20 protein-coding genes are annotated in these 14932 nt (G+C 48.0%); 6 read left to right on the forward strand and 14 right to left on the reverse strand.

Annotated features, from left to right (window positions below; all coding sequences use genetic code 11):
• Positions 1-18 precede the first annotated feature (18 nt).
• From PV02_RS09810 to PV02_RS09825, 4 genes are read right to left on the reverse strand one after another with little or no spacing between them, the layout of a single operon-like run.
• Positions 19-966 carry a hypothetical protein gene (locus PV02_RS09810; protein ID WP_256623230.1) on the reverse strand — a complete coding sequence of 316 codons (948 nt, stop codon included), beginning with the start codon at positions 964-966 and terminating at the stop codon, positions 19-21.
• A gap of 50 nt (positions 967-1016) precedes the next feature.
• Positions 1017-1745, reverse strand: a complete 729-nt coding sequence (locus PV02_RS09815; protein ID WP_256623231.1) for a hypothetical protein — start codon at positions 1743-1745, stop codon at positions 1017-1019.
• Positions 1746-1777: 32 nt separating this feature from the next.
• Positions 1778-2563, reverse strand: coding sequence for an archaellin/type IV pilin N-terminal domain-containing protein (locus PV02_RS09820; protein WP_256623232.1), 786 nt, complete (start codon positions 2561-2563; stop codon positions 1778-1780).
• Between the two features lie 58 nt (positions 2564-2621).
• Entirely contained in the window at positions 2622-3383 is a 762-nt protein-coding gene (locus PV02_RS09825; protein WP_256623233.1) for an archaellin/type IV pilin N-terminal domain-containing protein, read from the reverse strand.
• A 161-nt stretch (positions 3384-3544) separates the two neighbouring features.
• Here PV02_RS09825 and PV02_RS09830 point away from each other — a divergent pair, with 161 nt between their 5' ends.
• Positions 3545-4351, forward strand: coding sequence for a hypothetical protein (locus PV02_RS09830; RefSeq protein ID WP_256623234.1), 807 nt, complete (start codon positions 3545-3547; stop codon positions 4349-4351).
• Positions 4344-4706, forward strand: a complete 363-nt coding sequence (locus PV02_RS09835) for a hypothetical protein (RefSeq protein WP_256623235.1) — start codon at positions 4344-4346, stop codon at positions 4704-4706. Before PV02_RS09830 ends, PV02_RS09835 begins: the two co-directional genes overlap by 8 nt.
• 354 nt (positions 4707-5060) lie before the next feature.
• Here PV02_RS09835 and PV02_RS09840 read toward each other — a convergent pair whose 3' ends face one another.
• Both PV02_RS09840 and PV02_RS09845 read right to left on the reverse strand, forming a co-directional pair.
• The gene (locus PV02_RS09840) at positions 5061-5840 is read right to left on the reverse strand and encodes an archaellin/type IV pilin N-terminal domain-containing protein (protein WP_256623236.1); all 780 of its coding nucleotides are present in this window, start codon (positions 5838-5840) and stop codon (positions 5061-5063) included.
• A 49-nt stretch (positions 5841-5889) separates the two neighbouring features.
• Positions 5890-6666: an archaellin/type IV pilin N-terminal domain-containing protein gene (locus PV02_RS09845; RefSeq protein WP_256623237.1), complete on the reverse strand. Its 777-nt coding sequence runs from the start codon at positions 6664-6666 to the stop codon at positions 5890-5892.
• 156 nt (positions 6667-6822) lie between these two features.
• On the opposite strand from PV02_RS09845, the gene PV02_RS09850 reads away from it, so the two are divergent.
• The 4 genes from PV02_RS09850 to trpA all read left to right on the forward strand — a co-directional run bounded on the left by PV02_RS09850 (position 6823) and on the right by trpA (position 10595).
• Positions 6823-7629 carry a hypothetical protein gene (locus tag PV02_RS09850; RefSeq protein ID WP_256623238.1) on the forward strand — a complete coding sequence of 269 codons (807 nt, stop codon included), beginning with the start codon at positions 6823-6825 and terminating at the stop codon, positions 7627-7629.
• A gap of 163 nt (positions 7630-7792) precedes the next feature.
• Complete coding sequence (locus PV02_RS09855; protein ID WP_256623239.1) at positions 7793-8626, forward strand: indole-3-glycerol-phosphate synthase; 834 nt, start codon at positions 7793-7795, stop codon at positions 8624-8626.
• Positions 8623-9825: a tryptophan synthase subunit beta gene (gene trpB / locus PV02_RS09860; protein ID WP_256623240.1), complete on the forward strand. Its 1203-nt coding sequence runs from the start codon at positions 8623-8625 to the stop codon at positions 9823-9825. The genes PV02_RS09855 and trpB overlap by 4 nt, the downstream gene beginning before the upstream one ends.
• On the forward strand, positions 9822-10595 hold the full coding sequence (trpA, locus tag PV02_RS09865) for a tryptophan synthase subunit alpha (protein ID WP_256623241.1): 774 nt from the start codon (positions 9822-9824) through the stop codon (positions 10593-10595). Before trpB ends, trpA begins: the two co-directional genes overlap by 4 nt.
• A gap of 74 nt (positions 10596-10669) precedes the next feature.
• On the opposite strand, the gene ftsY is transcribed toward trpA, so the two are convergent.
• The 8 genes from ftsY to PV02_RS09905 all read right to left on the reverse strand — a co-directional run bounded on the left by ftsY (position 10670) and on the right by PV02_RS09905 (position 14864).
• Entirely contained in the window at positions 10670-11962 is a 1293-nt protein-coding gene (gene ftsY, locus PV02_RS09870) for a signal recognition particle-docking protein FtsY (protein ID WP_256623242.1), read from the reverse strand.
• Between the two features lie 30 nt (positions 11963-11992).
• The gene (pfdA, locus tag PV02_RS09875) at positions 11993-12433 is read right to left on the reverse strand and encodes a prefoldin subunit alpha (protein ID WP_256623243.1); all 441 of its coding nucleotides are present in this window, start codon (positions 12431-12433) and stop codon (positions 11993-11995) included.
• Positions 12434-12436: 3 nt separating this feature from the next.
• Positions 12437-12613, reverse strand: a complete 177-nt coding sequence (gene rpl18a / locus PV02_RS09880; protein ID WP_256623244.1) for a 50S ribosomal protein L18Ae — start codon at positions 12611-12613, stop codon at positions 12437-12439.
• A 33-nt stretch (positions 12614-12646) separates the two neighbouring features.
• Positions 12647-13297 (reverse strand): translation initiation factor IF-6, encoded by a 651-nt coding sequence (locus tag PV02_RS09885; protein WP_256623245.1) that lies wholly within the window; start codon positions 13295-13297, stop codon positions 12647-12649.
• Positions 13298-13331: 34 nt separating this feature from the next.
• Positions 13332-13598, reverse strand: coding sequence for a 50S ribosomal protein L31e (locus PV02_RS09890; protein ID WP_256623246.1), 267 nt, complete (start codon positions 13596-13598; stop codon positions 13332-13334).
• Positions 13599-13608: 10 nt separating this feature from the next.
• Positions 13609-13764, reverse strand: coding sequence for a 50S ribosomal protein L39e (locus PV02_RS09895; protein WP_256623247.1), 156 nt, complete (start codon positions 13762-13764; stop codon positions 13609-13611).
• A 95-nt stretch (positions 13765-13859) separates the two neighbouring features.
• Positions 13860-14495 carry a DUF7411 family protein gene (locus tag PV02_RS09900; RefSeq protein ID WP_256623248.1) on the reverse strand — a complete coding sequence of 212 codons (636 nt, stop codon included), beginning with the start codon at positions 14493-14495 and terminating at the stop codon, positions 13860-13862.
• 9 nt (positions 14496-14504) lie between these two features.
• Complete coding sequence (locus PV02_RS09905; protein WP_256623249.1) at positions 14505-14864, reverse strand: DNA-binding protein; 360 nt, start codon at positions 14862-14864, stop codon at positions 14505-14507.
• Between the last annotated feature and the right edge of the window lie 68 nt (positions 14865-14932).

The following is a 14932-nucleotide window of genomic DNA, read 5'->3' on the forward strand; positions in this document are numbered from 1 at the left end:
ATCGTCCCTGTACCGGATTCATTGGACCTGTACCCATACAGGATCAAGTGTGCCTGTGTACCTGTTACCCATATACTCAAAGACCACAGTAGGTTCTTCCACACCCATCCAGCCTGCCACCTTCGGCTTCAGGACCCAGGTCCTTTTTGCAGTCTCTCCCGGGGCTATAGTACCAAAGAAAAGACTTGGCATCTCAACATCCACAGTACTGGCAAACCTGGCCCTGATGGCAAAATTCTCATAGGGCTGCTGTGCAAAGTTCTTCACCCACACATCAACAGTGGTCTTACTGCCTGCGGTGACCTGATGCACAGGTACCAGTCTTATGTACTGGGAAAGGGTCTCTCTGGGAAGTTCGGTTGCATTGGAAGTGTCTATCACCCTGTTGGCGTTTTTCTTTTTATCCTTCTCTTGCTTGTTCAGATAGACACCTGAACCCAGCATGAGCACTGAAGCTATGAATATCATCCCTGAATTATCTGCGATATCATCGATGACAGTTCTCTTAACCTCTATGTCAAGTTCTGCAGCCTCTCCCATTTCCAGGGGAGTGAATGACACGCGCGTTATTATCCAGCCAACCTCAGAATCCTGGAGCCTGAAATATATAGGGATTGTGGAGGTGCCCTTTTCCTTACCTGACAGGTCCAGGCTGGCAACAAGGCATTCCGTTTGCACAAGAGCGAGACTATCTGATACCTCTGCCGAGGTTATGTTTATTTCCTTTATCCCACCTTCAGCAATGCCTTTGTTCTTGAATATCATTGTAATGCTTGCAGGTGCCAGGAAATCCTTACCCCTGTAAAGAGCAAACGCCGTTCCAGGATCGTCCTCATTGACAGCGTTCAGGAAATCGACCACTGTGGATTCAACTGACTCCTCAGGAGATGCACCAATGCAGCCACTCTGGAAAACAAAGGATGCAAGGATAATTATACAAACGGTATAAGCGGACCTGTGTTTCATATAAGCACCAGATATAGATAGATAAGTATACAGAGTAATTTTATTGAAGCTTATTTATTTTTATTATGCCTGATTATATATAATGCTGTTGCGCCGAGCATGACCTCAACCAGTATCAGAAGCGGGAGGAAAAGGCGGTGCTCATAGAAGGGCTCTTCCTTTATCCAGACGATGGATGCTGATTCTATTCTCTGCACGTCACCGATCATATAGGAAGTAACACCACTTTCCCCTTTTAGCAGGATTTTGTTATCCTGTTTTGTTAAAGTAGCATTCTCAAGCCCGTCATAAGTAACAAGCCCCACACCTGCAGGGAGTACAAACCTGACTTCCTCAATACGGTACTCTCCGAGCACCCATATTTTGTGCTCACCTGAAGAAAGTGTGGAATTGAGCAGATAAAGTATCTTCGTGGCCACATTCAGGTCAGAGCCATCCAGGGAGCCTGCGGCATCATTGAACTCCATTTCTATAGACTCAATTGACAATCCTACTGATCCGTCATCCACTGCAATGTATTCCAGGAATTGTTCTCCACCATTTGAAAGATAATGCTCCTTGAATAACTCGATCTCGGATACGTTAATGTTCCCATCATTATCCGCATCGAGGTTTTCCCTGAAAGCCAGGGCATCTTCAGAGGTATAGGTCTCACCCACAGTAAAGATGATCTTGTCATCATACAATTCAATATAATTGGTAAAGGAAACCTCTGCCGAGACAGTTGCAGTGAGGCAGCAGCATATGATCAGGAATAAAAGAATGTTCTTTGTGCTCATATCATCCCTCGTAAAAATTAGAAGGGTCCAGTTCACGGATAGAGCTGGATCGCTTCTTTGGTACCATAAGACGACGGGGTTAAAAATGTAGCCATTGTCGTTGCACCGGATTCAGGTGTCAGTACTATTGTTACATCAGTACGCGGACCAATGTCAAGATTGGAGTCCTTTTGGTTGCCAGCTGTAGAGACATCACCGATGGTAGTGAACGAAAGGTCGCCATCAGAGACAGTGGATACATAGATAATTGCAAGATCTCCCGTGTTCATGATGGGATTCGCCTGAGTGAAAGACATGTCCTCATCCCTTATCTTCTGTACAGTGAAGAAGTATCTTGCATTATGGCCCGGCGTTGCCTGAGTGTTCTCAATCAAGGCTTCCAGGTTATCCAGTGCATTGCCACTTGATGAGAAGTTGCTCATCGGACTGCCATATATTCGGTCGTTGTCAGCGTAAAGCAGGTCATTGGTATTCGCCCCATCAGATATTGTAACTATCAGCTGGTTAAGGTCCACCGGTGAGCTTCCCACATTAAGACCAACCCGTATCTTCAACAAAGAGACGTTGCCTGCTATATCGGTAGCATTGTTCTTTGCACGGACACCCTCGATGTTCTTGACTATGAGGTTCGAGGAGACCTCCTGGGTTGCCTGCTTGCCCGTGGACTGGGCCTGCTGCTGAAGAATTCCGGAAGTCTGGATAAGCACAGAAGCAGCTACCGCAGCAATAAGCACCATAGCAATGAATATAATAAGCGTGCCGATGCCCACCTGGGCTCTAGTGTCGTTTAATATCCCGGCATTTATTCTTACCTTCATGAAGACCATCTCCAGGTAAAAGGAATGGCGTGCAGGGATCTACACACCACAGATCCTTTTACGGATATAACTGAACAGTTTCCTTAACACCGTAGGATGAAGGAGTTACGAACTCAGCGACTGTTGTAGCACCGGACTCTGGTGTAAGAACTATGTTCACAGTAGTCCTTGGAACAAGATCCAGTTCAGATGATTGAAGATCCCCTGTAATGGATCCGATATCAGGAAGGCTAGCCGAAGTAGGCGATATCGTTGCAATGTTCACCATGATCAGATCACCGGTATTCATAACGGGGTTGGCCTGAGAGAATGAGCCATCTTCATCGCGTATCTTGTCCACTGTATAGTACTTAGTAGGGTTTCCTGAAACGGTAAGTAACTTCTCCAGGTTTGCAGCTGCAGTAGCAGTACCATCGAAATCGGTCATAACGGAATCATATGATTTGTCATTACCTGCGTACACAAGGTTGTGTGCGACAGTACCATCGGTAATAGATATAACTACCTGATTCACATCTACAGGAGCACTGCCTACGTTAAGACCAACTGAGAGCTTGAGAAGATCAATGGTTGATGACAAAGTACCATTGTCTTTTGCACGTACTCCCTCTATATTCTTGACCATCAGGTTGGATGAGACTTCCTGGGTTGACTGCTTACCGGTGGACTGGGCTTTCTGCTGCAGTATCCCGGATGTCTGAATCAGTACGGCTGCCGCGACAGCAGCGACGAGCACCATGGCGATGAATATGATAAGGGTACCGATACCCACCTGGGCCCGGGTGTTAATACTCATTGAGAGTGTTCTGTTTGCTTTCATGTACAATCCTCCTATTATCCAGATTAGTGGATAGTGAAAATTATATATAATTTAAATATATATAACATTTGGTTGGAAATGTCAAACTGCAAACATCACCTTTTTGTAGTATAAGAATATTAATATATAATATTAAATTAAAAAAAGGACCTGATAGAGATATGAGTGCCGGGCTATTGTTAAATGCAACCATATGTTTTGCAATCACCATATCTTCCTTCGCCTTCGCGTGGGTGCTTGCACGGGGCAGCCCGGAGCACAACTGTAAGAGTAAACCGGCACTATGGTCCCTTATTATCCTGTGGCTGCTTGTCGGCCTGACATACCTGCCCACTACAATAAGGATGACAGCCGCATATATGGGCTATCCCCAAGCTGACGTTCTTATGTATTATATTGCGGCAGTGCCTTTCTCTTTTGTCTCGGTGCCGCTGGTATTCTTCATTCTCTATGTGATAATAGGAGACCAGAGGGTAAGCAGCTATATATCTTTCCTTTTCGTGCTGTTTGGTGCTGCATACCTGGTGCTGCTGTACTCAAGCGGGGTCATTGGCCCCATGATCACACCCCTGACATCACTCTTTACGATCAACAGCGATATCGCAATCAACATCTATCTCATCGGGCTCTTTGTCATACCCACTGCGATGATAATAGGACTCCTCTTCCTGATATTCCTGCAGCGAATGCCAAAAAGGCTCAGGTACAGGACTGCCCTGCCCCTCGTTGCCATATCCTTTGTTTTTGATTTCATGCTGACGGATATGATCACACTTGATGATGCAATGCAGCTTGCTGCAAGGATCTTTGTGCTCATAGGTACGGTTCAGGCATTCCTTGCATACTTCCCCCCCATGACCCTGCAGGAAAGGCTTGGAATTAAAGAGTACGAATATAACCTGTACGAAAAGGACAATGACCAGGACTTTGATGAGGATTATGAAGAGGAGGCCACCATCAATGTCTGATGACATAGATGTCAAACTGGAACAGGATGTCGCCGAGTTCTACCAGTCCTTAGGAGTACACCAGGGGCCGGGAGATATACAGTACAGGCTCATCCTCAAGGTCCTCAGCAGGAACGAAGGCAAGGTCACAGAGTTCTCAGAGATACGCGAGTACACGGATAAGTTTGCAGATAAGGGAAGTATAGGCAGCAAGATGAAGACCGTGTTCCAGCTCGAAGGACTGGCAGAAAAGGTAAAGAGGGGCGGGTATATAATTACCGACAAGGGCCTCACAGCATCAAACTTCCTCAAGGACACAACTGCATTCTACAAGAAGAACAAGAGAATGGGCGAGATCATTGAAAGGATGCCCTGAGGATCTGCAACAATGTGCTGCACGCTAAACCCATATCATGGGAAATAATTACCCATCAAAAGCAACCCGGGACAAGCAAGCATCATTCAACCACTCTTTTTCAAGCGTTGCTTCTAGATGTGTTTTTAGGGCAAAGAACCATAAAGGAATGTCTCTGTCGAGAATATATATTCAGAACTGTGCCTTGCTAAACTCATACGACAGCATCCATGAAGCAGAAGTAGTCACTTGTCACCCGAATGAGAAGTATCAATAACAGAAGAGAGTAGATAATCTTTCAGCACGAGACCAAATGCAGGAACAGCCTGAAATTAGGACTGTTTCAAAAAAGGAAAGATAAGGTGGTTTATCACCTTATGGATAAAGTTGCACTGTTTCCCTGATACCATATGAGGAAGGAGTGACGAACTCTGCAACCGTGGTGGCACCGGCTTCCGGAGTGAGCACAATGTTCACTGTGGTCCTGGGTGCAACCACCAGACCGCTGTCCTTCAGCCCTGTAGTAGTCTCACTTCCGACCTTAGTAAATGACTTGTCACCGGATGCAACAGTGGATATATAGATCGTCACCAGGTCACCGGTGTTCATGATAGGTTTCTCCTGAGAGAAAGAACCATCCTCATCACGTATCTTTTCCGCGGTGAAGAAGTACTTTGCATTATCACCTGGCGATGTCTGATTGCCTGTCAGCATCTGCACCATATTCTGGATACCAGTGTTCGAGGTTGTAAAACCGCTCATCGGATATCCATATGTCTTGTCATTGTTGGCATACACAAGATTATTTGTCGTAGTGCCATCTGTAATGGAAACAACTACCTGGTTCACATCCACCGGAGAACTTCCAACATTCAGCCCCACATTGAGCTTCAGCAAAGAGACGTTGCCTGACATGGAAGAAGCATCCTTTGCACGGATACCCTCTATATTCTTTATCATCAGGTTGGACGATACTTCCTGGGTTGACTGCTTGCCTGTAGCCTGTGCTTTCTGCTGCAGTATGCCTGAGGTCTGGATCAGTACGGCTGCCGCAACAGCCGCAACCAAGACCATAGCAATGAATATAATAAGGGTACCGATACCCACCTGGGCTCGCGTGTCCTTATTCATGAGCATTTTTGTATTTGCTTTCATAATACCTTCTCCTTAAAAACATGTACATGGGACTGTACATGTCTTCATCTTACGGGTAAAGCTGTACGGTCTCCTTGACACCGTATGAAGAGGGTGTTACGAATTCAGCGACTGTTGTGGCACCGGCTTCAGGAGTGAGGACAATGTTAACAGTTGTCCTTGGGACAAGACGCAGTCCTGAAGATTTTAAAGTAGTAGTAGTATCCATGGTTCCCATATAAGTATAAGTGCTAACATCCGGAGAAGATGTTGCAAGGTACACCAGTATCAGGTCACCAGTGTTCATAACAGGATTTGCCTGTGAGAATGAACTATCTTCATCACGAATCTTATCTACGGTGAAGTATTTTTTAGGTGCATCAGTTGTTGTCAGTAAAGATATAAGGTTGTCTGTACCATCTGCTGCAGTGTCATCAAACTCACTCCAGACACCATATGTCTTAGTATTTCCTGCATATACAAGATTATGTGCAACAGTACCATCGGTTATTGAAATGACCACCTGCTTGACATCTACAGGCGCACTGCCTACGTTGAGACCAACAGACAGCTTGAGCAGGTCTATTGTTTCGGAGAGAGCAGTAGCATTACCGTCTGCTTTTGCGCGTATGCCTTCGATGTTCTTGATCATCAGGTTGGATGATACTTCCTGGGTTGACTGCTTACCGGTCTGCTGGGCTTTCTGCTGCAAGATACCGGAAGTCTGGATCAGCACGGCTGCCGCGACAGCAGCGACGAGCACCATGGCGATGAATATGATAAGGGTACCGATACCCACCTGGGCCCGGGTGTTCTTACTCATTGAGAGTGTTCTGTTTGCTTTCATGTACAATCCTCCTATTATCCAGATTATTGGATGTTATTATTATATAATTAATTAATATATATAACATTTGGTTGGAAATGTCAAACTGCAAACGAGACACAATTACACAACACAAATATATAAATAGGCATAATTAAATAGAATAATCAGACTAAAATGTATACAGGACTGCTCTTAAACAGCACCATATGCTTTGCCATCGGCATCTCATCCCTTGCATTTGCCTGGGTGCTTTTAGCAAAAAATGAACAGAACAGGGAGAACAGCAGGCCAGCCCTTTTCTCACTTGTGGTCTTCTGGACGCTGGTGGGACTTACGTACCTCCCCACATCCGTGAGGATGATGGCAGCATATATGGGAAACATGGAACTTGATGCCATACTCTATTTCATAGCTGCAGTCCCCTTTGCTTTTGTCTCGGTTCCCATGGTGTTCTTCATCATTTACATAATAACAGGCAGCAAAAAGACGGGAGAGTATCTTGCACTGGTGTTTACCATCCTCGGAGGAGCATATCTGGCATTCCTGTATGACAGTGGCATCGTAGGCCCGGAAATCAGCGAGTGGGCATCTCTGTTCAGCATAAACAGCAATCTTGCGGTCCATATATACCTTATGGGACTATTCGTTATACCCACTGCCATGATACTTGGCCTCCTGCTGCTCATCCTGCTGCAGAGGGTGCCGCGGAGAATACGCTACAGGACAGTCCTGCCGCTGGTTGCCATATCATTTGTTTTCGACTTCATGCTGACAGATATGATAGCCATCCTTGATTTCATGCAGGTCTTCTCCCGGCTGTTCGTCCTCATAGGGACCGTACTGGCATATCTTGCATACTTCCCGCCGCTCACAGTACAGGAGAAGCTCGGCATCCTGGAATATAACGCAGGAACGTGTGTTTTTGACAGCATCGAGGCAGAGCTTGACTCCATGCAGCCGGACAGCACGGCCCGGTCATAATAAGAAGCGTACCGCTGCTCCGTTCATAACCTGAAACATATGTGGCTCTTCATCGAGCAGCTGAGGAGTCCGCAGAACAGTTTTTGATATCTTCACCAAAAGCAATAAATAGCATAAATTCTATGTACTTTTTTGTACATCATAGAACATATGTGGTTATTATATGCATTCCGTTATCCAGGAAATAGTAAGGTCAACTGAAGAAAGAGTCAGGCAGATAGAACATCCGCAAGAACATAGACAACTGCCCTTTAAGAAAAGAGATATTGCTGAAATAATCGGCAGGAAGAAAGCAGAAGGGAAGGTGGCTGTGATAGCCGAGGTCAAACCATCCTCACCACGAAGGAAACTGCGGGACATACTTCCTGCGGATGCAGCAATCATAGCCAGGCAAATGGAAGATGCCGGTGCGGTGGCAATATCGGTGCTGACGGAACCCCATTTCTTTAAAGGTTCCCTGGAAAACCTGTCGGCAGTAAGGAAAGAAGTCGCTCTCCCGATCCTGCGTAAGGATTTCATAATCAGTGGAAAACAGATAGATGAGGTCGAGGCTGACATGATACTGCTAATCGTCAGCGTCCTCGGAGAATCTGCCGGAGAACTGGTCCGCTTGGTGCAGAGCAGAGGGATCGAGCCGCTGGTCGAAGTGCACAATGAGGAGGAACTTGATATTGCTCTTTCAACGAATGCACGCCTGATAGGCATCAATAACAGGGATCTGAAGACACTTGAGACTGACCTTGAAGTTACCTTACGCCTGGCACCAGTTGTCCGTAAGTATGATAAAGAGAACGGAACAAGGCACATCGTCATCAGTGAAAGTGGGATCGGTGATGCCAGCGATGTACGCAGAGTGATAGCTGCCGGAGCTGACGGGATACTTGTCGGCACATCCATAATAGAAAGCGGAGACATATATGCAAGAACAAAGGAACTTGTTGAAGCACTTGACTTATATTCGTTCCGAGATGGCGATACTACAGAGGTTTTGAAATGAAAAGATCAATGTATGGCAGATATGGAGGACAATTCGTCCCTGAAGTGCTGATGCCGGCACTTAACGAGCTGGAAGAAGCGTATGAGAGATACAGGGATGACCCCCGCTTCCTTGAAGAGCTTGCATATTACATGAAGGAGTTTGCCGGCAGGGAGACTCCCCTGTACTTTGCCCGGAACCTCAGTAAGAAGTACGGTACAAAGATATATCTCAAGAGAGAGGATCTTGTCCATGGGGGAGCACACAAGCTGAACAACACCATAGGCCAGGCACTCCTGGCAAAATACATGGGAAAGAAGAGGCTTATCGCAGAAACCGGGGCGGGGCAGCACGGGACTGCAACTGCCATGGTGGGTGCCAACATGGGATTCGATACAGAGGTCTACATGGGTGCAAAAGATGTGCAGAGACAGCACATGAATGTCTATCGCATGCAGCTCATGGGAACTGTCGTACATTCCGTCCAGTCAGGCTCAAAGACCCTCAAGGACGCCATCAATGAGGCATTGCGGGACTGGGTCACCAATGTGGAGAACACGCACTATCTGATAGGTTCGGTCGTGGGACCACACCCATATCCCATGATCGTGCGGGATTTCCAGAGTGTTATAGGGAATGAGGTCAAGAGGCAGATAATAGAGAAGGAGGGACGCTATCCTGATTCCATTGTCGCATGTGCCGGCGGCGGGAGCAATGCCATGGGCATTTTCCACCCGTTCATTGAGAACAGGGAAGTGAAGCTGTTTCCGGTGGAAGCCGGAGGATGCGGATTGAAGAGTACAAAAAAAGAGGCACTACACTCGGCTTCGCTCTGCGCGGGCGAGGACGGGATACTGCAGGGTGCACACACAAGGGTGTTGCAGGACAGATACGGGCAGATACTCGAGTCAAGCTCGGTTTCCGCAGGGTTGGATTATTCCGGAGTCGGGCCTGAACTTGCACATCTTGCCGATATCGGGAGGATTAAGCCCTGTAACGTTAACGATGAGGAGGCCCTGGAGGCATTCTACGAACTGAGCAGGACAGAAGGAATAATACCGGCACTTGAGTCCTCGCATGCCATCGCATATGTGATGAAGATGGCGCAGAGCGGAGAGCTTGGAGACCTTGTAGTAGTAAGCCTTTCCGGAAGAGGAGATAAGGACCTTGAGACGGTCTTCAGCTTAAAGAAGAAAGAGAACAGGAGGGTTTGCCTATGAAGATCCTGGAAAAGTTTGAACAGCTTGAGAAAAACAAAGAGAAAGCCCTTATCGCGTATGTGTGTGCAGGCGACCCCGATGCGGACACCACAAAGGAAATAGTCAGCTCCCTGGTAAGAGGAGGCGCGGACATCGTTGAGCTTGGATTACCCTTCTCGGACCCCGTGGCCGACGGGCCCACCATCCAGGCAGCCTCCCAGCGTGCCCTTGATGCCGGAATGAATCCTGACAGGTATTTCGAACTTATCGCATCCATGGATGCCGGCGTGCCCCTGGTGTGTATGACCTACTACAATCTCATATATAAGAGAGGACTGGATAAGTTTGCCAGCGATTGTGCCGGATCGGGAATCTCAGGCATCATAGTACCGGACCTGCCTGCAGAGGAGGCAGATGACCTTCACGCTGCATGCAGGAAACATGGCATTGACCTTATCTTCCTGATCACCCCTGTGACCAACGGGGACAGGATAGAAAAGATACTGGACAGGACATCCGGGTTCGTGTACATCGTGTCCCGCCTTGGAGTCACAGGAACCAGGGTTGATGTGGCACAATCCACAAGAGAGATACTCTCCAGGGTGCACACCGAGGTACCAAAGGCCGTAGGTTTCGGGATATCTGACAGGGAACAGGCCGCCGAAATAATAGCTGCAGGTGCCGATGCAGTCATTGTCGGCTCTGCATTTGTGAATATTGTCGCCTCCGCAGACAATGTGAGCGAGAGAGTGGAGTCACTTGCAAGAGAACTGAAGAGCGCCTGTAAGTAGATGATGAGCTCCCAAGACAGGACCGGAAAAGAAGAAAAGTGAAATACTGAACGTTGCATGGAGGTGCGGGACCTTCATGCAGCAAACAGCTGATCGACGAACCACTGGGGATCGAACTTCTGAAGATCGTCGTAACCCTGTCCCATACCTAAGAACAGAATGGGCTTGCCTGTGATATAGGCGATAGAGATGGCTGCGCCACCCTTGGCATCGGCGTCAGTCTTGGTGAGTATGGAACCGCTGAGGGGCACCGCGTCATTGAACTGTGATGCCCTTTCCACGGCATCATTACCTGCCACTGCCTCGTCGACGAATATCAAAAGGTCCGGAGCGCTGACACGGCAGACCTTCTTGAGCTGCTCCATGAGATTGATGTTGGTGTGCATACGCCCTGCAGTATCCGAGAGCACTACATCGACCTTGTTTGCCCTGGCGTGCTGCATGGCATCATAGACAACAGCTGCCGGATCACCCTGTTCCTGATGCTTGATGACCTTTACACCAAGCTTCTTTCCATGGATGGCTATCTGGTCGATAGCACCTGCCCTGAAAGTATCGCCTGCGGCCAGGACAACCGAATAACCCTGGTCTGTGAGACGCTTTGCAAGCTTTGCTATGGAAGTGGTCTTGCCTGTGCCGTTAATGCCTACAAAGACAATATGCACCGGCTTTTTTGCATTGCGCACATATTCATCAAAATCGAATACGTTGGCACTCATCACATCGTAAATAGCTTTCTTGAGGGCGTTCTCGACTATATCGCCGGTATCCTTGCCTATGCGACGGCGCGTACCCACCAGCTGGCTCTTGACCGAATCAACAATAGCCTCAGACACTGAAAGGGCTATGTCGCTTTCAAGAAGCGCCATCTGGAGATCCCAGAGAGGCTCTTCCAGATCATCCTCTTCCAGGATGAACTCCCTTTCCATGACAAAGGCTTTTGCCTTCTGTGCAAAGCCTATTTTCTTTGCTTTCTCTGCAGCAGTCTTTGCCTGCTCCGGAGGTACCGCTCCCTTTACAGGTACTTCTGCCGTTGGTTCCTCTTTTGGCTGCTCTTTCTTTGAACCTGGCCAGCCAAAGGAGAATCTCTTTTTCTCAGCTTCCTTCTTCTCAGATTCTTTTTCCTGCGGCTTTGCCACGGAAGTTTCTTCTTCGGGCTCAGGCTTCTGTTTCTCAGTACCTTCCCATGGAACTTCAGCCATTGCAGCCGATACCCGAGGAACTTCTGCTTCCTCTTGCTTGACGACCTCAGGCTCTTCCGCAGGCTCCTCCGGCAGTTCAGGCTCCACATCTACTGCCTTCTCATCGATCTTAGTGCCGATCTTATCCTTGAAACTGCTGAGTTTCGACTTGAGCTTATTGAACACTTACTTCAACCCGTAAATAAAAAAAGAGAATTATCTTGGAACCTGTGCCTGCTCCTGAGCCTGCTGCTGCCTGGAGATGAAAGCCTCGATAGCCTGCATCTGCTGGCCGATCTTTGACAGGGAGGCGGACATGTTCTCAAATGCCTTTTCAAGCCTTTCCTTACGGTGCTCCATGATCTCCTTTGCCTCGCTGAGCGAACGCTCAACACTTATGCCTGCACCGACATCAACAACTATATTGTCAACGCGCGCGATATTAGCATATACAAATGAGCCGGAACCTATAGGGAACATCATCTCGGTACCTTCTTTTACATTAGAGAGCTCTTCGATGGTATTCAGGGCCTTTGCACTTTCATCGGCAGACATCCTTATCATGGTCATCTGCTGCTGGAGGAGCTCGGCGCGTTTCTGGAGCTCACGGTGCTGCATCACTAATGCCCGGGGGTCCTGCTCATTCACACCAGACATGAATTATGCCTCTTTTATGCTCTCTATCTTGACGAAGTTTCTCTTAATGCCGTGTTTGCTTCCGAATAAGGAGTACACTTTGTCAAGAGCGTTCTTCTCATTCTGGCTTTCCACTTTCTTTGTGAATTTCTCCCATTCAACACCTGCTTTAAAAGTACCTTTGACCTGGAAATTCTTCATATGAAATCACCTTTAATATCCATTATTATCTGATCAGAAACCCAGCGCGTCCTCTATTCTTCCCAGCTCGTGACCGGAGGTCTGCGAGCCTGCAACATAACCCTTGGAGTTTGCGATCAGGCCGGAGCCCACCATCTGTGTACCGAAGTTACTGGTGCCGATGTCCACCGGAAGCTCAAAGAGCTCCTCAAGCAGTGCCAGTTCATCGGCTGTGGCCCTTGGGTGCACGAGCAGGCCTTTGTTGGTCGCAACACCTGCCATTCCCACGGTCCTGATGCCGCCTATCGTACCCCTGCGCACATCCACCTTCAGGGATTCTGCAATTACCTCTACTGCCCTGTCGGTCATTTCAGGATGTACCAGTGCAGCCGTATCGTTCAAGAGTACTATATTGCCTATTGCGTTAAGTTTGCTGGGCACGTAATGTACCGGAAGTCCAATCTCATCAGAGTCTTTTACGGTAGCGTGGCTCGCTACTAGCAGGCCGTTGGAATTACCCCTGCAGAGGGAGCCTACTACAATACTGCCGTTGACAAGTGTCTCGAAAGCGCGGACTCCCAGGAGCTCCTCAAGGATACCGCAAACATTATCACCCGTACCCGAAGGCACGAGTGCGATATCCTCTGTGCAGGTTGAAAAAGCCCCGATTATGGGGCTCTCATCGATATTCAATGTACGTATCATTATCTACCGCATTATCTGTGAGATGGTCCTGCGCTTATGCGAGTTCCGCCTGTACTTCCCCGTCCTCGAACTTTGCAGCCCTTACACGAATGGAGAGAGGTGGCTTCCCGTTGCCGCGTGACCAGACCTTCTCATTGATGGTCTTGTCAAGTTTTACCATTCCGGGTTCGGCCTTCATGTGCTTTGTAAGGTATTCCCTTATGACACTGACAGCCCTGTCGGACCTCTTCCACCTTGGTGCTGTTTTAACTGAGCGGAGAGGGATAGTATAGATCTGTTCTTTAATTGCGTCGTCTGCCATTATCATCACCTTACTTCACATCAAGACTGCTTCTTCTCCAGTTCCTTCTCTTGGGGTGGCCCACGACCTTCCTGTTGGTCTTGACGATGACCCACACGGGAACCCTGTGGTTCTGCCTGTGTGCCTTGGCCAGCCTCATCTTCTGTCCTTTGCTTTTTTGGCTCACTTGTCTCACCTGTGTATAATTGTAAATATCATTCTGGATAATATTGTAAATACTGATCGGGGTTTCAATCTATAACAAGATTATTCTATAAATCCTTAATCATGTATACAGATAGTCTTAACCTCTTTACTGGGCACCTTTTTTCGTTCAATCACATGCGATTGGATATGCGAGGGGAACAGTTCATTTATTCTCTGTGCACCAGCCCTTATCCTGATGAACTCCCTGAGTTCGGTTTCGTAATCCGCCTTGATCACGTTCTCGCTCTGGCCTTCATCTATGACAAGGTGCTGTTTCACCAGCTCATTGACCGCGCTGCGCCCTAAACCCTTGAGGGGTGACATGTAGCTGACCCCATACCGGTCCTCGATACTCCTTATCCGGGAGATATCCGGCACAGGCACGCGATCATCACGCCGGATCCCGTCTGCGATGAAGCGGACATCCACATCAGAGGCCAGATATTCCATGGCCGCCAGATGAATGTGATTTATCGCACTTCTCGGAAATCCTTCCTTTATGATCATCCCATAAGCTTTTTCAAGCACCTGCATGTCAAGCCTTGCGACCCTATGTGAGAATCCCAGCTTCTCAGCAGCTTCCCTTGCAACATCCCCGACGGGGAGTAAGGAAAAACTGCATGTGACCAGTTCAACTTCAAAGAACGGTTCCAGCAGGATAGCTGCAAGGGAACTGTCCTTTCCTCCGCTGAACAGTACTGAGACCCGCATTGGATCGGCTCACATACGCTTTATTGTCGGCTCACGCTTCTGGGGTTGTAACTGGACCAGGAGCTGCTTGAGCTTCTCGTCATCGATCTTGGACTGGATCCTGCCGTTCTGGGCAAGCATTATCAGTTGGGACTCGAGTTGTTCCACCATCTCTTTACGCGACATCTTTAATGTCGTCAGGCGCTCACGTGCCTCAGGCGTAAGGATCTGGCGAAGCAGAGCCTGCTTTTTTGCTTCCATATCAGCACGTGCCTGCTCCTGCTGCATCGCCGCCTGCATGTCGCCGGGGGCCACCTGCTGCTGGGAAGCCTGTTGCTGTTGAAGTTGTTCAAGCCTTCTTCTTCTTATCTCTTCAAGATCATCCGCCATATAACTCACCTCGGTATAAAGAGATGTTATCACTATATCCTTATAGCATTATTGAACAGGTGTTCCGG

The organism is Methanolobus chelungpuianus, from assembly GCF_024500045.1.
Classification (GTDB): domain Archaea; phylum Halobacteriota; class Methanosarcinia; order Methanosarcinales; family Methanosarcinaceae; genus Methanolobus; species Methanolobus chelungpuianus.